Annotated in this window: 18 protein-coding genes and 1 pseudogene; 12 read left to right on the top strand and 7 right to left on the bottom strand. The window is 30.8% G+C overall.

Features of this window, described 5'->3' with window-relative positions; translation table 11 throughout:
• The 5 genes from KAR88_RS06735 to KAR88_RS06715 all read right to left on the bottom strand — a co-directional run bounded on the left by KAR88_RS06735 (position 1) and on the right by KAR88_RS06715 (position 4352).
• Complete coding sequence (locus tag KAR88_RS06735) at positions 1–756, bottom strand: ATP-binding cassette domain-containing protein (RefSeq protein WP_002780521.1); 756 nt, start codon at positions 754–756, stop codon at positions 1–3.
• Positions 753–1691 (bottom strand): iron chelate uptake ABC transporter family permease subunit, encoded by a 939-nt coding sequence (locus tag KAR88_RS06730; RefSeq protein WP_002825228.1) that lies wholly within the window; start codon positions 1689–1691, stop codon positions 753–755. Before KAR88_RS06730 ends, KAR88_RS06735 begins: the two co-directional genes overlap by 4 nt.
• Positions 1684–2652, bottom strand: coding sequence for an ABC transporter permease (locus KAR88_RS06725; protein WP_192801245.1), 969 nt, complete (start codon positions 2650–2652; stop codon positions 1684–1686). Before KAR88_RS06725 ends, KAR88_RS06730 begins: the two co-directional genes overlap by 8 nt.
• A gap of 132 nt (positions 2653–2784) precedes the next feature.
• Positions 2785–3780, bottom strand: a complete 996-nt coding sequence (locus tag KAR88_RS06720; protein ID WP_052778195.1) for a phospholipase A — start codon at positions 3778–3780, stop codon at positions 2785–2787.
• Positions 3777–4352 (bottom strand): molybdenum cofactor guanylyltransferase, encoded by a 576-nt coding sequence (locus KAR88_RS06715; protein ID WP_002797427.1) that lies wholly within the window; start codon positions 4350–4352, stop codon positions 3777–3779. Before KAR88_RS06715 ends, KAR88_RS06720 begins: the two co-directional genes overlap by 4 nt.
• Before the next feature lie 62 nt (positions 4353–4414).
• On the opposite strand from KAR88_RS06715, the gene KAR88_RS06710 reads away from it, so the two are divergent.
• The 12 genes and pseudogenes from KAR88_RS06710 (at position 4415) to KAR88_RS06655 (ending at position 19373) form a co-directional block, all read left to right on the top strand.
• On the top strand, positions 4415–5722 hold the full coding sequence (locus tag KAR88_RS06710; protein ID WP_060794118.1) for an NFACT family protein: 1308 nt from the start codon (positions 4415–4417) through the stop codon (positions 5720–5722).
• Between the two features lie 2 nt (positions 5723–5724).
• Positions 5725–6063, top strand: coding sequence for a hypothetical protein (locus KAR88_RS06705; RefSeq protein WP_002777761.1), 339 nt, complete (start codon positions 5725–5727; stop codon positions 6061–6063).
• Positions 6064–6071: 8 nt separating this feature from the next.
• Positions 6072–6797 carry a phosphatidate cytidylyltransferase gene (locus KAR88_RS06700; RefSeq protein WP_002780542.1) on the top strand — a complete coding sequence of 242 codons (726 nt, stop codon included), beginning with the start codon at positions 6072–6074 and terminating at the stop codon, positions 6795–6797.
• On the top strand, positions 6794–7870 hold the full coding sequence (gene dxr, locus KAR88_RS06695) for a 1-deoxy-D-xylulose-5-phosphate reductoisomerase (protein ID WP_002799194.1): 1077 nt from the start codon (positions 6794–6796) through the stop codon (positions 7868–7870). The genes KAR88_RS06700 and dxr overlap by 4 nt, the downstream gene beginning before the upstream one ends.
• On the top strand, positions 7867–9261 hold the full coding sequence (locus KAR88_RS06690; RefSeq protein ID WP_002793756.1) for a M99 family carboxypeptidase catalytic domain-containing protein: 1395 nt from the start codon (positions 7867–7869) through the stop codon (positions 9259–9261). The genes dxr and KAR88_RS06690 overlap by 4 nt, the downstream gene beginning before the upstream one ends.
• Positions 9258–10265, top strand: coding sequence for a tRNA (adenosine(37)-N6)-threonylcarbamoyltransferase complex transferase subunit TsaD (gene tsaD, locus KAR88_RS06685; RefSeq protein ID WP_002777752.1), 1008 nt, complete (start codon positions 9258–9260; stop codon positions 10263–10265). Before KAR88_RS06690 ends, tsaD begins: the two co-directional genes overlap by 4 nt.
• Positions 10266–10268: 3 nt before the next feature.
• On the top strand, positions 10269–10784 hold the full coding sequence (locus tag KAR88_RS06680; protein WP_002780549.1) for a prepilin-type N-terminal cleavage/methylation domain-containing protein: 516 nt from the start codon (positions 10269–10271) through the stop codon (positions 10782–10784).
• Positions 10784–12033: pseudogene (locus tag KAR88_RS06675) on the top strand (DUF2920 family protein). The gene KAR88_RS06680 and the pseudogene KAR88_RS06675 overlap by 1 nt, the downstream one beginning before the upstream one ends.
• Before the next feature lie 10 nt (positions 12034–12043).
• Positions 12044–13867 (top strand): motility associated factor glycosyltransferase family protein, encoded by a 1824-nt coding sequence (locus KAR88_RS06670; protein ID WP_192801337.1) that lies wholly within the window; start codon positions 12044–12046, stop codon positions 13865–13867.
• Complete coding sequence (locus KAR88_RS06665) at positions 13864–15681, top strand: motility associated factor glycosyltransferase family protein (protein WP_192801336.1); 1818 nt, start codon at positions 13864–13866, stop codon at positions 15679–15681. The genes KAR88_RS06670 and KAR88_RS06665 overlap by 4 nt, the downstream gene beginning before the upstream one ends.
• A 96-nt stretch (positions 15682–15777) precedes the next feature.
• Positions 15778–17502, top strand: a complete 1725-nt coding sequence (locus KAR88_RS06660) for a flagellin (RefSeq protein ID WP_192801335.1) — start codon at positions 15778–15780, stop codon at positions 17500–17502.
• A 146-nt stretch (positions 17503–17648) separates the two neighbouring features.
• Entirely contained in the window at positions 17649–19373 is a 1725-nt protein-coding gene (locus KAR88_RS06655) for a flagellin A (protein WP_192801334.1), read from the top strand.
• Between the two features lie 30 nt (positions 19374–19403).
• On the opposite strand, the gene KAR88_RS06650 is transcribed toward KAR88_RS06655, so the two are convergent.
• Positions 19404–21290, bottom strand: a complete 1887-nt coding sequence (locus tag KAR88_RS06650; RefSeq protein WP_057037428.1) for a motility associated factor glycosyltransferase family protein — start codon at positions 21288–21290, stop codon at positions 19404–19406.
• Positions 21287–21411 (bottom strand): hypothetical protein (locus tag KAR88_RS08885; RefSeq protein ID WP_223206769.1); only part of this gene is annotated, 125 nt, incomplete at its 5' end. The genes KAR88_RS08885 and KAR88_RS06650, both read right to left, overlap by 4 nt.

Genomic DNA, 21411 nt, shown 5'->3' with positions numbered 1-21411 from the left:
TTAGAAATAAATACAAATTTTTTTCCCATCAATCTGACTTACAGGGATATCCATATCATAAATTTGTCTTAAAACATCTTCTTGGATGATTTCATCTTTTAAACCCTGTTTTAAGAGTTTTCCATTTTTTAGGGCTATGATTTCATCAGAATAAATCGAAGCAAAATTGATATCATGAAGTACAACGGCTATGCTTTTACTAAAGTCTTTTACTAAATTTTTCATAAGTTGCATGATTTGTACGCTATGTTTCATATCAAGATTATTAAGAGGTTCATCAAACATGATAAATTCAGTATCTTGAGCGATAATCATTGCTATAAAAGCTCTTTGTTTTTGTCCCCCACTTAAGCTGTCTAAAAATTCATTTCTTAGAGTGTTAAGTCCCATATACTCAAGTGCTTCATCGATTTTCATTTTATCGTTTAAATTAATTCTTCCTTGAGAGTGTGGAAAGCGTCCAAATGCGACCAATTCTTCAACTTTTAATCTTAAATTAATATGATTTTGCTGTTTAAGAATGGAAATTTTTTGCGCAAGATCTTGTTCTTTGTATAGTGCTAAATTCATGCCATCGATATAGATTCGCCCACTATCAGGTTTGATTAAACGACTTGCAAGAGCTAAAAGAGTAGATTTTCCTGCTCCATTTGCCCCTATAATGGAAGTAATTTTTCCTTTATGAAAATCGATACTAAGATCTGAAATGATAGCCTTTTGATCGTAGCATTTGGTGATATTTTGTAATCTTATCATAGTTTATTGCCTTTTAATACAAGATAGATAAAATATATTCCACCTAAAAAATTGATAATAACGCTTATGGTTGTATTGTAATCAAAAATTCTAGAGACAAAAAATACTCCCCCAAGTAAAGCTAAAATGCTAATGAGTATGCAAGCAAGTAGTAAAATGCTATGCTTTGCAGTTTTAAAAAGTTCGTAAGTGATATTTACTACTAAAAGTCCTAGGAAGGTGATAGGACCCACAAGTGCTGTGCTAATAGAAGTTAAAATAGCAATTATTATCATAAGATGTTTTGAAATTTTTTGATAGTTTATCCCTAAATTTATGGATAAATCCTTGCCCAAACTTAAAGGGTCTAAAAATTTCATATAGCGAAAAATCCAAATAAAACTAAGCAAAGTTACGATATAAGCAAGGGCTAAAACATCAAAAGCTACATTATCAAAACTTGCAAACATTCTTCCTTGAATAATCATAAATTCATCAGGATCGATAAGAATTTCAAAAAAAGAGCTTAGTGTGCTAAAAAGTGTTCCAAAAATCAAACCTAAAAGCATGATAAGATAAATACTTTTATCACTGCTAAAAAGAATTTTATAAAGTCCTAAAGAAAATACAACCATACAAGCTAGAGTGATTAAAAAATTAATATCATTTCTATATACACTCAAATTTGCAGAACCTAAAGAAAAGACAAGGGCGCTTTGAAGAAGCATATATAAAGAATCCAAGCCTATGATGGCAGGGGTTAAAATTTTGTTATTGCAAAGAGTTTGAAAAATCACAGTTGATACAGCTATACAAATAGCCACTATAACAATAGCTGCGATTTGCAAAAAGCGATTTTTTAATGCGTATTCATCAAAATCTTTTAAACCTGCAAATACAAAAACAAGTGCCATTATAAGGGTTAAAAAAGCTAAGATTAAGATTTTTTTACGCATAAGTTTTCCTTTTGAGTAAAAGAAAAATAAAGATCAAAGAGCCCAAAACACCTGTGGTTATACTCAAAGGCATTTCAAAAGGAAAAATCACAAGCCTTGAGATAATATCGCAAATAAGTAAAAACAAAGCCCCGCATAATGCTATATAGATAAGATTTTTCTTAAGATTATCCCCGCGATAAATGGCAACAAGATTAGGGATGATAAGACCTAAAAAAGGTATAACTCCAATGCTTACAATCACTACGCTAGTGATAATAGAAACTATTATTAAGCCTAAAAATAAGATTGTATTATAAGAAACTCCAAGATTTAAAGCAAGATCTTCTCCCATACCTGCTATAGTGATTTTATGGGCTAGAAAATAAGCAAGTATAAAAAGCGGTAAAGAAATATAAAGCAATTCATAATTTCCCTGCATAACATTTGCCATACTGCCTTGTAGCCAGCCTTGGATATTTTGTATATAATTTAAAGCATAAGCAAAAAAAGTGGTTATAGCATTTATAATCCCACCAAACATTAAGCCTATCAAAGGCACAAAAATCACATCTTTAAGTTTAATTTTTCTTAGAATTTGGATAAATATAAAAGAACCTAAAAGAGCAAAAATAGATGCGATGAGAGCTTGAGCAAAAAAAGAAGCTCCTGTAAAAAATATTAAAGAAATCAAAATGCCAAATTTAGCACAATCCATAGTCCCTGCAGTGGTTGGAGAAACAAATTTATTTTGCGTGAGTTGTTGCATGATGAGTCCGCATATACTAAGACTCATACCTGTAAGTAAAATTGCAATAAGTCTTGGAATTCTTGTAAGTAAAATGATTTCGAGCTGGGTAGTGCTGAGTGAAAAAATATCGTCTAAATTGATACGAATAACCCCTATAAATAAGCTTATTATTCCAAAAACAACAAGTAAAATTAAAAGAATATTTAAACTAAACAAGTGTTTAAAAAGCAATTTTTTCCTTATAGTAATAATAATTATCAAAAATAAAATCGTATTTTAAAATAAAATAATTTAAAAAACTATAAAAATTTATAAAATCTCAATTGATTGTTTTAATTTAATCTACAAAAAAGAAAATTAAATTTAATATGAAATCAAAAATCCCGTAGAAAGTCTTTGTAAGCGTTTGTTGTAATCTATAAGGCTTTCTCCGTAGCCATTGAAGTATTGTAAATACCAATAAATTCCATTATCAAAAATATCATATCCTATATCCACTTGCACAGCGCCTTTATTGTCATGAAAATCAAGATTATTTCTTAGCATGAGATTTATAAAATAATCATTTCCTAAATACCCCATATTGATATCAAAATTTCCCATATAATGTGTGATTTCAGGATTATCATCATCTTCGCTGTTTTCAGGAATTCTATACCAAATTCTAGGAACAAATAAAAAACGCTGATATAAAAACACGCTTGAAGCATAAACTCTATTCCAAGAGCGTGATTCTAAATTCTCATCTCCTTTGCCATTGCTTTCATGCAAAATTCCTACTCTTAGATTATTAAGAAATTTATAATCTTCAAAATGCAAAGGAATATCTACAAAAAATTCAGGTTGATAATTTGTTTCTCTAAAGGGTGAGGAATGTTTATAGTTTTGCCACCAAGATGTTTGAGTGTAGCCTACATAATATTTTTCACCTAATCCTAACAAATCTTCAAATAATCTTTTTTTAATACTGAGTTGAAATTTCATTTCAGTTTTTCTATTTTCCCCGCCTAATGAGTCAAAACTATAAGCAAAAGGTAAGAAATAATTCATCTTATATGAGCTGATTCCAAGGGGATTAAAACTTGAATTTTCTCCTAAATAATTTGCCAAAGCAATGCGCGAAAAATCCTCTTTTGTGCTAGGTGTTTTTTGGGTATTTTGTGTTTCGTGCTTTATGCTTGAAAGTAAAGAAGCATTATTTTCTTTTAAATCTTGTTTAGGAGAATTTTGCAAGGCTAGTTTTTTATAAATTTGCATAGCTTTTTCATATTGTCCTTTTTTCTCAAATTCTAAAGCTTGTTCAAAATCATCGCAAAATACCAAACTATAAAAAAATATCAAAAAAAGAATTTTTTTCACTCGTACTCGCTTTTAAATTGCTCATATTCTTGATAAAAATTAAGATTTAAAAAAGGACTTTCATCCTCAAAATCTACAAAGTGGGTCTTTGCTTTAGAAAATAATAAAGCGATTTTTTGTTCATTTTTTTCTAGCAATTTTTTACAAAAGTGAGCTACAGAGCTGTGATAAAATCCGCATAAAGGATGTTTATGTGAAGGAGTTTTGGCAATGATGATTTGATAGTCTTGCTTTAAAGAAGGCAAGAACTTTAAAAGTTCTTTATCACTTAGATTAGGACTATCCACGCTTAAAATAAAAACAAATTCATCTTTAAAATTTGAAAGTATAGAATAAAGTGCAAGCATGGGGGAATAAATCTCAAATTCAGGGCAATCTTTTATGAGTTTAAATTTTGCTCCAAATTTGTCCTCTTTAGCACTCACATAAACATTTTTAAATATTTTTGAAAATTTTTCTACTTGAAATTGGGTTAAGGTTTGATTTTTAAAAATCAATTTGCTTTTATCCTCTCCCATACGACTTGATTTACCACCGCATAAAATCACGCAATTTAAATTTTCAAGTTTCAAAAATTTCCTTTTTTATTTCAATTCTATCATAAATTCATCAAAAATATCTTATAATCTCTTTTATGAAATACACAGAACTTATGCAATTACAAAATTTTTTTTCCCAATTTAAAAAAATCGATTTTATCAAGCGTGTTAATGATAATATTTTAGAGCTAAGCTTTAATAGAGAAAGATTTATTTTTGATTTAACTCGTGGAATGAGTGCTATTTATACTGCAAAATTAATGAGTAAAAACTATAACGCTCCTTTTGATTTTATGCTAAAAAAATACTTTAATAATGCTTTTATCAAAGAGGTGAAATTGCTTCAAGATAATCGCATTTTGTGTTTTAGTGTTAAGGTAGATAAAGCTTATAAGAGCTATGAAAGCAAGATTTATTTTGAATTTACAGGTAAAAATACCAATGTAATTATTACAGATGAAAAAGATTTGATTATAGAGGCTTTAAGGCATATTGATAAAAGTTACCGCGTTGTTAAGCCTAATGTTGTTTTAGAGGCTTTAAAGCCTTATAAAATGGATGAAAAATTTGAAGAAATAAAAAATTTTAAAGATTATTTTACTCAAAAATTTGAAATTTTACATGCAAATAAAATCAAGCAAATTCAAACACTCAAACTCGCTCAAATCGATAAAAAAATAGAAAATTTAAAAGAGCTTTATCTTGCTTTAGCCAAAGAAGAAGTTTTATTAGATCAAGCTTTAAATTTAAGAAAGCAAGCGGATATTTTATTTGCTAATTTAAGCATTTTAAAAGAATACGAAAGAGAATTTGAACTTGATGATTTTGAAGGAAAAAAAGTAAAATTTAAACTCGATTTAAGTCCAAAAGAAAGCGCTAATTTATTGTATAAAAATGCTAAAAAATTAGAACAAAAAGCTAGAAATTTAAATTTACAAAGAGAAAATTTAAAAGAAAAATTAGACTTTGCTTATGGCTTAAAAGAAATGCTAAGCAAGGCTAAAAATGAATTTGAGCTTGAAATTTTATTGCCTAAAAAAAGCACCAAGAAAAATCAAGAAAACAAGCAAGATAATGGCATAGCTAATTTTTATTTTAATGAGTTTAAAATTTGCGTAGGCAAAAATGAAAAAGGCAATGAAAATTTGCTAAAGAGCGCAAAAAAAGATGATTTGTGGCTGCATGTAAGAGATATTCCAAGTTCTCATGTTTTAATTATTTCAAACAAGCAAAAAATCAGCGAAGAAGTGATAGAATTTAGCGCAAGGCTTTGCGTGAATTTTTCAGGATTAAAGAAAGGTTCATATTGGGTCGATTATACTTTAAAGAATTTTGTTAAGGTTCAGCAAAAGGCGTTTGTAAAATATACAAATTTTAAAAGTATTAATATCACAAAGGATTAAAAATGCCAGTTAGCCCAATAGGAAATATGAATTTTGTTAATCAAAATATGGCTTATCCTGCCACTCAAGCGAGTAATGAGCTTGCAAAAGAAGGTTTTGCAGCTACGCTAAATATGGCTGAATTTAATGAAAAAGAAAAAACTTTAAACAAGCTTGAGAAAGTCAATGAGACTCATGAAATCAAAGAAGAGATCAAAGAAAAAGCCGAACAAGAAGAAAAAAAGAAAAAACACAATCAAGAAGCTAAAACCAGCGATGATGAGAAAAATGAAGAAGATGAGTCTAAAGATCCAAATTTTAAAGACGCACAAAGCATTCATCGCTTAGATATTAGTATATAAGGAAAAATATGTTTAATACAACTAGAATTATTTCAGCTCTTGTGATGATAGGGGCTATTATTATTATCGCGTTGATTGATCAATTTTTTATCAATTTTATCGTTTTTGCGGTTTTATTGTATCTATCTTTTAGTGAAGCAAAAAAACTTTTTGCTTTAGAAAATATCTCTATTATCCCTTTGGCTATAGCTTTTATTTTGGGAAGTTTATCGCATAAAGCTTTGCTTTTTGGGATTTTAGCTTTGTTATTAGTCGTTGGATATTTGGTTTATAAAAAGGCTTCCTTAAAACCAGCTCTTATTTATATTTATCCTAGTTTGCCTGTATTAGCGCTTTGGCAGGTGTATTTAGATCAGGGTATGTTTGCACTTTTTTGGCTTATCATTATCGTTGCAGCTTGTGATAGTGGGGCGTATTTTATCGGAAAACTTATGGGTAAAACTCCTTTTTCTCCAACAAGTCCTAACAAAACCCTAGAAGGTGTGATAGGTGGTCTTGTTTGTGCGAGTATTTTGGGCACTTTGATAGGAATTTTTGTTTATAGTTTTTGGCTTTCTTTGCTTTGCTCATTTTTTGTAGCATTTTTTGCAGTCATTGGTGATTTGCTTGAGAGTTATTTTAAAAGAGAAGCGGGTGTAAAGGATAGTGGAGATCTTATACCAGGGCATGGTGGAATTTTAGATAGAATTGATGCGGTGATTATCGCTACTTTTGTGATGGTTGCTCTTTTATGATAGTTTTTGGAAGTACAGGAAGTATAGGGCTTAATGCCCTAAAACTTGCCACTTTAAAAAATATCAAGATTTCTGCTCTTGCTTGCGGGGAAAATATAAGTCTTTTAAATGAGCAAATAGAACAATTTAAACCCCAATTTGTAGCGATTAAAAACTCTAAAGATAAGCATTTAGTAAAACACGATAAAGTTTTTGTAGGACAAGAGGGTTTAGAAGAAATTTTAAGCTTGTGTGAAGATGATTTGTTGCTCAATGCCATTGTGGGTTTTGCAGGATTAAAAAGCACTTTAAAAGCAAAGGAACTTGGCAAAAAAATCGCCTTGGCAAACAAAGAAAGCTTGGTCGTTGCTGGAAAATTTCTAAAAGGTGCGAAATTTTTACCCGTAGATAGCGAGCATTCGGCTTTGAAATTTTTACTTGAGAGTAAAAAAGACATAGCAAAGCTTTATGTTACCGCAAGTGGCGGAGCTTTTTATAAACACAAAATTAAAGATTTAAGTCATGTGAGTGTCAAAGATGCTCTAAAGCATCCAAATTGGAATATGGGTTCAAAGATCACGATAGATAGTGCAACAATGGCAAATAAACTTTTTGAAATCATCGAAGCTTATCATTTGTATAATTTTAAAAATATCGATGCTCTCATCGAACCAAAATCTTTAGTCCATGCCATGTGTGAGTTTAAAAATGGTGCAAGTACGGCGTATTTTTCAAGGGCTGATATGAAACTATCTATATCAGAGGCTATTTTTTCTAAGCATGATAGTAAAATTTTAGAGCCGGTTGATTTTGTTAAACTTTCTGGTTTAAAATTTTATAAAATCAGCACGAAAAAATATCCTATTTTTAAACTCAAAGACGAGCTTTTAAACAATCCTGATTTAGGCGTGATTATCAATGCTGCTAACGAAATTGGAGTGCAAAATTTTTTAGATCATAAAATACAATTTTTAGATATCGCTCATGTTGTTTTTAAAGCATTGGATCATTTTGGTGTGCCTAAAATTTCAAGTATTGATGAGGTTTTTGAGTATGATTATAAAACAAGAGAGTATTTAAGGGGAATGAAATGAAATTTTTTATATCGATTATTTTTTTTATAAGCGGACTTTTTGCTCTAGATTTAGAATTTAGCGTGGGAGAGAATGGAAAAAGCTTAGATGATAACAATACGGTTTTGATTTTTGGAGGAATTCAAGGCGATGAGCCTGGTGGATTTCATGCGGCAAGCTTACTTTTGAGTGATTATAATATCACTAAGGGTAAAATCATAGTTGCTCCTAATTTAGCTTTTGATAGCATTATTAAACGCTCACGCGGGAAAAATGGAGATTTAAATCGCAAATTTGCAAGCATAAGTCCAAAAGATCCTGATTATCAAACAGTTAAACGCATTAAAGAGCTTATTTTACTTCCTGAAGTTAGCATGGTGATCAATCTTCACGATGGTTGGGGTTTTTACAAGCCTACTTATATAGATGCTATGCAAAATCCTAAGCGTTGGGGAAATTCAAGTGTGATTGATACAAATGAAATCAATGCTAGTAAATATCCTGATCTTGAAAGCATAGCCACTCAAACTGTAAATAGTGTCAATGCTTCCTTGGTTGATCCAAAACATGCTTATCATCTTAAAAATACTAAAACTCAAGAGCTTGGTGATGCTGAAATGCTAAAAGCTTTAACATATTTTGTTATATCCAATCGCAAAGCCGCTTTTGCCAACGAGGCGAGTAAAAATTTGCCTGTAAATTTAAGGGCTTATTATCATCTTTTGGCTATTGAAAACTATCTCAAAACAGCAGGAATTGAATTTACTAGAACTTTTGAACTTACCCCACAAGGTGTTGATAAAGCCATCAATCAAGAGCTCGAAGTCAAGCTTTTTGATGATAAAATTTTACTTTCTTTAAAAAATCCAAGACAAGTTATCAATTATGTGCCTTTTCCTGTTAATAAGGAGTTAAATTATAATACCAGCAATGAACTTACCGCGGTCATAGCTGAAAATAATTCTTTTTATATCCAATACGGCAACCGATTTCAAACAAGGCTCTATCCTGAATATCTTGAATTTAGCAACCCTTTTAATGAAGTAACTTTTCAAGTTGATAGCAATGAAACCACAGTTCCTTTTGGAACCAAGGTAAAAGTAAAAGAGAATTTTCTTATTCCAAAGATAGCTAATGTGCGCGTAAATATCATAGGTTTTGATCATAGCAAGGATGAAAGCAATATTTTAGTTTCTAAAAAAAATATGCAAAAGCCTTATTCTTTAGATATGGCAGGAAAAATTTATCGCGTAGAATTTTATGAGTTAAGAGGGGCTAATTTGCAGCAATTCTTAGAAAATAGTGTCGAAAGCAAGCTTATCAAAAATGCTAAAATACTTGATCTTGCTACGCTAAGAACTGCAAGAGCTAAAGATAAATTTATCGGTTCTATTTTAGTGGAATTTGAATGAAAAATCTTATTTTAGCTATAGAAAGTTCTTGTGATGATAGCTCTATAGCAGTGATTGATAAAGATACTTTAGAGTGTAAATTTCATAAAAAAATCTCTCAAGAAATGGAGCACAATGTTTATGGCGGAGTGGTACCTGAGCTTGCAGCAAGACTTCATAGCGAGGCTTTGCCAAAGATACTTGAGCAATGCAAGGGGTATTTTGATAAGTTATGTGCCATAGCTGTGACAAATGAACCCGGACTTAGTGTTTCTTTGCTTAGTGGCATAAGCATGGCAAAGACTTTAGCACTTAGCCTAAATTTGCCCTTAATGGCTATCAATCATCTTAAAGGTCATATTTATAGTCTTTTTTTAGAGGAGCCTATTTGCCTTGATATGGGAATTTTGCTCGTAAGTGGTGGGCATACTAAGGTTCTTTATCTTAAGGAAGATGGAAAAATAGAAATTTTAGCAAGGACCAATGATGATAGCTTTGGCGAAAGCTTTGATAAGGTAGCTAAGATGATGAATTTGGGCTATCCTGGTGGAGTGCTTATAGAAAATTTAGCCCAAAAAGCTAAATCAAAAAATATCCATTTTAACATCCCTTTAAAACACTCTAAAGAGCTTGCTTATAGTTTTTCAGGGCTTAAAAATGCGGTGCGTTTAGAAATTTTAAAGCATGAAAATTTAGATGAAGATATAAAAGCAGAAATTGCTTATGGATTTGAAAATGCAGCATGTGAGCATATCATGGATAAATTAGAAAAGATTTTTAATCTTTATAAATTTAAAACCTTTGGTGTTGTGGGAGGAGCAAGTGCGAATTTAAATTTGCGTTCTCGTTTGCAAAATTTATGTGAAAAATATCAAAGTAAATTAAAACTAGCCCCTTTAAAATACTGCTCTGATAATGCTTTGATGATAGCAAGAGCTGGGGTTGATACTTATAAAAGAAAAGAATTTGTGGAGCTTGAAGAGGAGATCTTAAGCCCAAAAAATAAAAATTTTTTAAGGATGTAAAAAGTGAAAAGAGCTTTTACTATATTAGAACTTGTTTTTGTTATCGTGATTTTAGGAATTTTAGCAGCGATTGCTTTGCCAAAATTCAGTTCTAGTAGAGATGAAGCTGAAGTGAGTAAATCCTTAAACAATCTTAAAACTTTAATCAATGATATAAGCATTTATACTTTAAAAAATGATCATTTAAGCTCTATAAAAACGATGAGTAATGTAAGCGGGGTTGAAAATGTTGATCTTAGTAATTTTAACGGTATAAAAGAAGTAAATTTTCGCGTAGGCGATGAGAAAGAATGCTTAAAACTTGTTTTTATAAATAAAGCTGATTTTATACTCATGGGAATTTCAAGCAATGAAGCAAGTAAAAATGCTATCATTAACGCAGCCAATCAAAGCCATGAAGATTTAGAAAATATAGACTTTACAAGCTCTTCTAGTAATAAAGCTTGTGTGATTTTAAGTAAGAATGAAAATTTTAAAAACCTAGCGAGTAAAACTTATCTTTTAATAGGGGGAATGTAATGATAGTGAGTAAAACTTATGAGATTGACTCTTGTGATGATGTAGAACTTGATATAAAAAGAGAATCAAAGCTTGAATTTAAGCTTTGGTATGATGATGAAAAAGAAATAAAAGCTTTAGTGTTTATCATCCCTGGGCTTGGTGGAGATGTGGATGAAAATTACCGTGAACACTTAGCTGAATTTGTAGCAGGCGAATTTAATGTGGCTGTAGTAAGTGTGAATTATCATTGTATAGGTAATCGCCCGCAAACTGGATCAAGCTTTTTTATGGATGATATAGACAAACTTATTTTAAAAACAAGTTGTGAAGCTTTAAATATACAAGTTAATTTAGATAAGTTAAATTCTTTAGAAGAATTAAGCTCAACACTCAAAGAAGTTGATCACATCTTAGAAGAACAAAAAAACCAAAAATTAATTAATCCAAATTTTAAATTAAGCATTCATCTAAGTTTGCAACCAACAAAAAACGAATATCAAAATTTTGGAGTAATGCAGGCGCAAGATTTGTTAAATGCAGCTCTTTATCTTAAGGCTCATGCACCTTTTGATACTATGGGGGGGGTATGCCCGTTATCATGATAGGTAGTTCTCATGGAGGATATTTGGCTCATTTAGCAGCTAAATTTGCACCTTGGCTTATAAATGGAGTGATAGATAATTCTAGTTATGCTAAGTTTCTTTGGCGTCTTATAGGTTTTGGCAAGGAAATTGATTTTACAAAATACTATTGTTTTGGAACGGGTATCTTTTTTAAACATATCCATATTTATTGTTCAGATAAAACTTTTTGGACGAGCAATTCGAGCTCAAATAACTTTTTTTCCATACCAAGGAGAATGATAAGATATATATTAGAGCTAAATCATATAGAAAATCAAGCAAATTATCCAAAACCTTATTATGTAAGCTACCATTCTTTTTATGATAAGGAAATAGCTCCACCTGATGAGAAATTAGAACTTTATAAATATTTAAAACAATTTGATTTTGATGCCGAGCTTCATATGATAAAAAATCCAGATCAAATTGATGGTAAATTTATCAAAAGTTTAGATCATGGTATGGGGATGTCTATAAAAACTTTGATTTCCAAAGAACTTCCTTGTATGCTTGAAAAAGTTTTATCTGAATCTGATTCTAAAAAAGAATGGAAAAACAAAAGCATAAGCTACCCTTGTGATGGTTTGGTGTATCGTTTTAGTGAAAAAAACAATAAAATCAATTTAGATATCACAAAGACTTAAGGAAATCCGCATGAGCATACTAGAAAAAAACATACAAGCTTTATTAAGTGGGGTAAATGAACCCTTAGGAAATAAACTTTTAAATTTCATACAAAATAAAACTTGTTCTCGTTTTAATATAGATGAAAATTTAAATATCTATGATAAAACTCATAATGTTTTTATGTATGAAAACTTAGAAGAAGAAATAAATTTTTTTTATCAAAGTATTTTAGAAAAAACTCATAGATATCCTTTTATATGTATTTATGGTATAGGCAATGCTTTACTGATTAAAAATTTATCCAAACACTATAAACATCTTTTTGTATTTGAAAGTGAAATAGAACTTTTTATCCTAGCTTTAAGTACGATAGATTTGAGTGAGGAACTTTGTAGTGGAAAAATTTATCTTGTGGATATCGAAGAAGAAAGAGTGGATATTCAACTACTTATACTTTTTGATATGAAAGATATGTTTGAGTATCTAAGTTTATATGAAATGTTTGTAAATAATGTTTATTGCAAAAAGTTTTATGAAGATATTTGGCATAAAGCAGATGAACTTTGCGAGAAAAATATTAAAGTTGTGATAAGAAATTTAAATTCCAGTTTATGTATCGGTTTTGAGTGTTATTCTCATCTTTTACAAAACATCCCTTCTATGCTTGAAAGCATTCCTTTTCAAAGAATCTTAAGCCAAAGAAAAAACAAATTCGAAAATGCTATAGTAGTTTCTGCAGGACCTAGTTTAGCTAAACAACTTCCTTTACTTAAAGCTTATCAAGATAAAGCAGTGATATTTTGTGCTGATGGGGCTTTGAGTATGCTTGAGAAAAAAGGCATAGTGCCTGATTATGTTACGAATTTAGATTTTACTGATCTAGCAATGAAATTTTTTCAAAATAAAGAAAATAAAACTTCTTTAAATGTGCTTTCATGTGCTACTCATCTTAGCTTGGTTCATTTTTTAGATAATAAAAGTGTAGTTTTAAGAGATGACCCTTTATATCAACGCTTCAATCTTAATGACTTTGGTTATATTGATACAGGTACTCATGTAAGTCATTTTTCTTATACTTTAGCTTTAGCTTTAGGATTTAAAAATATTATTATGATAGGGCAAGATTTAGCCTTTGATGAAGAAGGAAATTCACACTCAAAAGGTTTTGATTTTGGAGAGAAATTTAGCGGTGAAGAAAATATAGATAAACTTAAAGTCCCTGCCTATGCAGGTAAAGGTGAAGTTTTAACCCATATAACTTGGAATGATTATCGTATAAAACTTGAATATCTTTTTGCTTGCAATGATCAAAAGGCTAAATTTTACAATGCTACTGAAGGTGGAGCAAGGATTAATTTCACTGAAGAACTTTCCTTTAAAGAATGTTGTGAAAAACTCCTTACAAAAGAAAAACCTAAATTTGAACTTCCAAAAAGTTTAACTAAAAATAGAAGTGATAAACTCCTAGTTAAATTCAAAGAAAAAATACAAAAAGATCAAGAAAATGCTAAAAGATTTTTAGACGATGCTTTAGCTTTAAAACAAATTTTAGAAAATATACTCAGTAAAGATTTTATTTTACCTTTGGAATTTTTAGAAAAAGTTTATCAAAATATAGAAAATTTCAATCACTCTTTAGATGAAGATGAGTTTATACAGGATGGTATTTTAAAAGCAGTGATGTATGAGCGAGGACTTAAGATAAGTTTAGTTTATAAAAAAAATATTGTAGATAATGCTAGTTTCATCACAGCTTATATTAAAGCTTACCATGAATGGTTGCTTTATTTTATGGAAAAGTTAGAACAAAAAATAAATATTATTATAAATTTTCCTAAGGAACTTCCATGAATTTGCTAGAAAAAAACATACAAGCTTTATTAAGTGGGGTAAATGAACCCTTAGGAAATAAACTTTTAAATTTCATACAAAATAAAACTTGCTCTCGTTTTAATATAGATGAAAATTTAAATATCTATGATAAAACTCATAATGTTTTTATGTATGAAAATTTAGAAGAAGAATTAAATTTTTTCTATCAAAGTATTTTAGAAAAAACTCCTAGATATCCTTTTGTATGTATTTATGGTATAGGCAATGCTTTACTGATTAAAAATTTAGCTAAACACTATAAACATCTTTTTGTATTTGAAAGCGAAATAGAACTTTTTATCCTAGCTTTAAGCACGATAGATTTGAGTGAAGAGTTGAAAGTTTATAAGGTTGTATTATTTGACTGTGTTGCAAAGGATTTAGAAATTCAAATTGCTATGATTTTTGATCAGCAAAGTATTTTAGAGTATTTAAGTTTATATGAAATGTTTATTAGCTCGCATTATTATCTTAAATACTATGAAACTTCTATTTTATCTTTAAATGAACTTTGTATTAAAAGTGCAAGTGTAGCAATAAGAAATGCAGATATTACTTGTTTTTTACCTTTGCTAACACATGGACAGTTTTTACAAAACATCCCTTCTATGCTTGAAAGCATTCCTTTTCAAAGAATCTTAAATGAAAGAAAAAACAAATTCGAAAATGCTATAGTAGTTTCTGCAGGACCTAGTTTAGCTAAACAACTTCCTTTACTTAAAGCTTATCAAGATAAAGCAGTGATATTTTGTGCTGATGGGGCTTTGAGTATGCTTGAAAAAGAAGGCATAGTACCTGATTATGTTACGAATTTAGATTTTACTGATCTAGCAATGAAATTTTTTCAAAATAAAGAAAATTTAAAACAAAGTATCATTGCTCTTGAGTGTGCTACGCATCCTAATATCGTGCGTAGTTTAAATGCTGAAAATTGTATGATTGTTTTAAGAAATAAAGCCCTTTATCAACGCTTTAACCTTAATGACTTTGGTTATATAGATACGGGTACTCATGTAAGTCATTTTTCTTATACTTTAGCTTTAGCTTTAGGATTTAAAAATATCATCATGATAGGGCAAGATTTAGCCTTTGATGAAGAAGGAAATTCACACTCAAAAGGTTTTGATTTTGGAGAGAAATTTAGCGGTGAAGAAAATATAGATAAACTTAAAGTCCCTGCCTATGCAGGTAAAGGTGAAGTTTTAACCCATATAACTTGGAATGATTATCGTATAAAACTTGAATATCTTTTTGCTTGCAATGATCAAAAGGCTAAATTTTACAATGCTACTGAAGGTGGAGCAAGGATTAATTTCACTGAAGAACTTTCTTTTAAAGAATGTTGTGAAAAACTCCTTACAAAAGAAAAACCCAAATTTGAACTTCCAAAAAGTTTAACTAAAAATAGAAGTGATAAACTCCTAGTTAAATTCAAAGAAAAAATACAAAAAGATCAAGAAAATGCTAAAAGATTTTTAGACGATGCTTTAGCTTTAAAACAAATTTTAGAAAATATACTCAGTAAAGATTTTCTTTTACCTTTAGAATTTTTAGAAAAAGTTTATCAAAATATAGAAAATTTCAATCACTCTTTAGATGAAGATGAGTTTATACAGGATGAAGTTTTAAGAGGAGCTTTTGCTTATCGTGGAAAAATGATTGCTGATGTATTGAAACTTCATATAAAAGATGAAACACATTTCATCACAGCTTATATTAAAGCTTACCATGAATGGTTGCTTTATTTTATAGAAAAATTAGAGCAAAAATACAAGTCTTTGTCAAAAGTATGAAATTTTATTGCTAAAGTATAAAATATTTTTTTGATTGCACGATATAGCATTTAACAAGTTCATGGATGAGCTTGAATTTTTTTAAAAGGATTTAAAATGGGATTTCGTATTAACACCAATGTTGCAGCTTTAAATGCTAAAGCAAACGCTGATTTAAATAGTAAAAGTTTAGATGCTTCTTTAAGCAGACTTAGTTCAGGTCTTAGAATCAACTCCGCAGCAGATGATGCTTCAGGGATGGCGATAGCAGATAGTTTAAGATCTCAAGCTAATACTTTAGGTCAAGCTATATCTAATGGTAACGATGCTTTAGGTATTTTACAAACTGCTGATAAGGCTATGGATGAGCAACTTAAAATCTTAGATACAATCAAAACTAAGGCAACTCAAGCAGCTCAAGATGGACAAAGTCTAAAAACAAGAACCATGCTTCAAGCAGATATCAACCGTTTAATGGAAGAACTTGACAATATCGCAAATACTACCTCATTTAACGGTAAGCAACTTTTAAGTGGAAATTTTATCAATCAAGAATTTCAAATCGGTGCGAGTTCAAATCAAACTGTAAAAGCTACCATAGGAGCAACTCAATCTTCTAAGATAGGTTTAACACGCTTTGAAACAGGAGGAAGAATTTCATCTAGTGGCGAAGTGCAATTTACTCTTAAAAATTACAATGGTATAGATGATTTTCAGTTTCAAAAAGTTGTGATTTCAACTTCAGTTGGAACAGGACTTGGAGCCTTAGCAGATGAGATCAATAAAAATGCTGATAAAACAGGTGTTAGAGCTACTTTTACAGTAGAAACTAGAGGTATGGCTGCAGTTAGGGCTGGAACTACTTCAGATACTTTTGCTATCAATGGAGTAACTATAGGTAAAGTAGAATATAAAGATGGCGATAGCAACGGTGCTTTGGTTGCTGCAATCAATTCAGTTAAAGATACTACAGGAGTTGAAGCTTCAATCGATGCTAATGGACAGCTTTTACTTACCTCAAGAGAAGGTAGAGGAATTAAAATCGAAGGAAGCATCGGTGGTGGAGCTTTTATCAATAAAGACATGATGGAAAATTATGGTCGTTTATCTTTGGTTAAAAATGATGGTAAGGATATTTTAATCAGTGGTACCAATCTTTCTTCTGCAGGCTTTGGAGCGAATAATTTTATCTCTCAGGCTTCTGTTTCTTTAAGAGAGTCAAAAGGACAAATTGATGCTAATATCGCTGATGCTATGGGATTTGGTTCTGTAAATAAAGGAGTTATGTTAGCTGGAGCTTCTTCTGTTAGCGCTTATATGGGTGCTGCAGGAAGTGGATTTTCGGCAGGTTCAGGTTATTCTGTAGGTAGTGGTAAGAATTATTCTACTGTATTTACTGCTGCTAATACAATAACTATTTCAGCTGCTTCGCAACTTTCTAAGGTATATAATGTTTCTGCAGGCTCAGGTTTTTCAAGTGGTTCAACACTTTCTCAGTTTGCAACTATGAAAACAACTGCTTTTGGAGTAAAAGATGAAACAGCAGGTGTTACCACACTTAAGGGTGCTATGGCGGTGATGGATATAGCTGAAACAGCTATAACAAATCTTGATCAAATCAGAGCCGACATTGGTTCGGTGCAAAATCAAGTTACATCAACTATAAACAACATCACTGTTACTCAAGTAAACGTTAAAGCAGCAGAATCGCAAATCCGTGATGTGGACTTTGCAGCCGAGAGTGCAAACTACTCTAAAGCAAATATCTTAGCTCAAAGCGGCTCTTATGCTATGGCACAGGCTAATTCTGTTCAGCAAAATGTTTTAAGATTGCTACAGTAGTTTACAAAAGCTGCAATATATATAAATCCAAGCCTAGTTTAATGCTAGGCTTTTTTTATTTTAAACTCTAGAATTTTTAATTAAACTAAAACTTGGAACACTTCTTGCTTTAATCTTTTCGATGCAATATTTTGAAAGGATTTAAAATGGGTTTTAGGATAAACACCAACATCGGTGCATTAAACGCACATGCAAATTCAGTTGTTAATGCTAGAGAACTGGATAAGTCTTTAAGCAGACTTAGTTCAGGTCTTAGAATCAACTCCGCAGCAGATGATGCTTCAGGGATGGCGATAGCGGATTCTTTGCGTTCACAAGCAGCTACTTTAGGTCAAGCTATAAACAATGGTAATGATGCTATAGGTATTTTACAAACTGCTGATAAGGCTATGGATGAGCAACTTAAAATCTTAGATACAATCAAAACTAAGGCAACTCAAGCAGCTCAAGATGGACAAAGTTTAAAAACAAGAACCATGCTTCAAGCAGATATCAACCGTTTAATGGAAGAACTTGACAATATCGCAAATACTACTTCATTTAACGGTAAACAACTTTTAAGTGGAAATTTTATCAATCAAGAATTTCAAATCGGTGCGAGTTCAAATCAAACTGTAAAAGCTACCATAGGAGCAACTCAATCTTCTAAGATAGGTTTAACACGCTTTGAAACAGGAGGAAGAATTTCATCTAGTGGCGAAGTGCAATTTACTCTTAAAAACTACAACGGTATAGATGATTTTAAGTTTCAAAAAGTTGTGATTTCAACTTCAGTTGGAACAGGACTTGGAGCCTTAGCTGAAGAGATCAATAAGAGTGCTGATCAAACCGGTGTTAGAGCTACTTTTACGGTAGAAACTAGAGGTATGGCTGCAGTTAGAGCTGGAACTACTTCAGATACATTTGCTATCAATGGGGTAACTATAGGTCAAGTAGCCTATGAAGATGGTGATGCTAATGGAGCTTTAGTTTCTGCAATCAATTCAGTTAAAGATACTACCGGAGTTGAAGCTTCAATCGATGCTAATGGACAACTTTTGCTTAGCTCAAGAGAAGGAAGAGGAATTAAAATCGAAGGAAGCATCGGTGGTGGAGCTTTTATCAATAAAGATATGATGGAAAATTATGGTCGTTTATCTTTGGTTAAAAACGATGGTAAGGATATTTTAATCAGTGGTACCAATCTTTCTTCTGCAGGCTTTGGAGCGAATAATTTTATCTCTCAGGCTTCTGTTTCTTTAAGAGAGTCAAAAGGAAGATTTGATGCTAATATCGCTGATGCTATGGGATTTGGTTCTGTAAATAAAGGAGTTATGTTAGCTGGAGCTTCTTCTGTTAGCGCTTATATGGGTGCTGCAGGAAGTGGATTTTCGGCAGGTTCAGGTTATTCTGTAGGTAGTGGTAAGAATTATTCTACTGTATTTACTGCTGCTAATACAATAACTATTTCAGCTGCTTCGCAACTTTCTAAGGTATATAATGTTTCTGCAGGCTCAGGTTTTTCAAGTGGTTCAACACTTTCTCAGTTTGCAACTATGAAAACAACTGCTTTTGGAGTAAAAGATGAAACAGCAGGTGTTACCACACTTAAGGGTGCTATGGCGGTGATGGATATAGCTGAAACAGCCACAACAAATCTTGATCAAATCAGAGCCGACATTGGTTCGGTGCAAAATCAACTTCAAGTTACTATAAACAACATCACTGTTACTCAAGTCAATGTTAAAGCAGCTGAATCAACCATAAGAGATGTAGACTTTGCAGCTGAGAGTGCAAATTTTTCTAAATATAACATCCTTGCGCAATCAGGTTCTTATGCTATGAGTCAGGCTAATGCAGTGCAGCAAAATGTTTTAAAACTTCTTCAATAATTTCTTAGATGCTTTTATGCATCTAAGCTTTTAAAGTGCTTTTTTCTTTTCTAAAAAGTCTTGCAAAGGTAAAATAGCGATTTTAAGTCTTTTATCTTGGACTTCTAAAAGTTCTATGATATTTTCTATCAAAGATTCATGCGCATAAATCCAAGCAAAAAGTTTATTTTGTTTATCAGATTCATCTTTGATATCTTTAAGATATAAAGGCGTTAATATACTTTGTTCGTGATGTAAAGTAGGGCCTAAAATTTCTTGCAAAAAGAGATATTTTTTATTTGAAAGTTTTTCTTTGATTTTGTCTATATTTTGATTTATTTGTTCAAGAGAGAGTTTGTTCTTTCCATGGGTAAGATTGTGAATTTGTTTTTGAACTTTTTTACACTCTTTTTTAAAATTCAAGGATAAATTCATATTTTTTTTGATTTTTTGATAGATTTTTAATCCGAGTTTTACTTGTTCTTTAGTATTTAAAACTTGTAATTTTTTAAATTTTTTATCTTTTTTATTTTCGAGTAAATCTTCACAAAGTTCTTTAAAAGGTTTTTCTATAGCGCTTTCTATCCTAGCACCTCCTTGGGTGCAATTATAAGTTTTACTTTTGCTAAAAGCAATGAAATTTTCAAAAATTTGTCTAAAAAGTGTCCAAATTTCAGAACTTTGAACTTTTCCATTTCCTCCATAAGCTGTAGTGCTAAATCTATCTAAGTCCCTTTCATAGTCTCCATTGTGTAAATTAGCATGGATAAAACCTTGAGAGTGTGTTTGCCCATCTTTGGCATAAGCTAAATCCTGACCTATGAGAATGATGTTTTTATGTCCTAAATTTTCAGCCAGTTCATAAGCCATGTGAGATACACTCATACCTCCGCTAATATATCCATAATCGTCTAGCCCCAAGCATCTAGCAAAAGGCTGGCCTTTTATGATTAAAATGTATTTTCTTTGATTTTTTTCAAGATAAGAAATGGTTTTTTTATGCACCAAAGAAGCTACTAGAAAAATGATGTCTTTATCAAATTCCCCAAAATCATTATTAAAACATTCAGCTACTATTTCATCGCGTTCCAACATACAAACATAATCAGGCTTTATACCATGTTTAGCTAAAATAGGATAAGAAGAATCCGCACAAAAAATCGTAGCTTTACTAGCATATTTTTTTAATAAAGGCAATTGTTTAGTAAGAGATGGTCCTGTAGAAACAATGATAGCTGTATCACTTACACCCTTTCTTTTAGAAAGTAATTCTTTATAACTAGGATGGGTAATCATTTGAGGAAGATTATAAACAAATTGCTCTATGCCTTGAAGAGCATCTTTTGGATCATTACCATGCATAAGATTGTGATTTTTGATGGTTTGCATATTGAGTTTATTAAGTTTTAAAATATCTTCTTTATAGTGTTCATAAAAATCATTAGCAATGTGTAGGTTATAAGAACGATAAAACAAATCCCCTATCAAACGAAAAACTTTATCCATTTTAGGAAGATTAATATCATCATGATGTAAAATAATGAGTCGCCCTAAGCTTAAATCTTTGCTAAAATCTATGAAATTTAAAGCCAAAAAGATAAGTTCTAATTCTTTTTCAAAGATGATTATTCTTTTAAGTGCTTGATTTTGAAGTAGAATTTTATATAAAATTCCATTTCCAAAACCATAAAAAAAAAGCACAGGATAGCGTGTAAAATCTTTAAAATATTCTAAATTTTTTTCAAGCTCTTTGATGGGATCTTGATACATTTTTTTTAAATTTCTTTTTTTTATGATATTGATATCAAGATTATCTTTTCCTTGAGTGAAAGTAAATTCTCTAAGCTCTTTTAGATCCTCAAGTTTTTTGCGTAAGTTATTATACTCAAAACCGCTTAAAGCTTTTAAATTTTTGTTAAAATTATTTTCTTCTCTCACCTTCTCACCCTTTCCATCCATTTATCTAATTTTCTTTCTTTAAGTTTTTCTTCTAAAGGAAGTATATTTTTAATCAAAGCATTTTCTTGTGCTTTAATATGCCCATAAACTAATTCCATAA

This window comes from Campylobacter sp. JH23, assembly GCF_017846595.1.
Taxonomy (GTDB): Bacteria; Campylobacterota; Campylobacteria; order Campylobacterales; family Campylobacteraceae; genus Campylobacter_D; species Campylobacter_D coli.
Note: the sequence above shows the minus strand (reverse complement) of the source record. Positions and strands in the feature narration are given on the sequence as shown.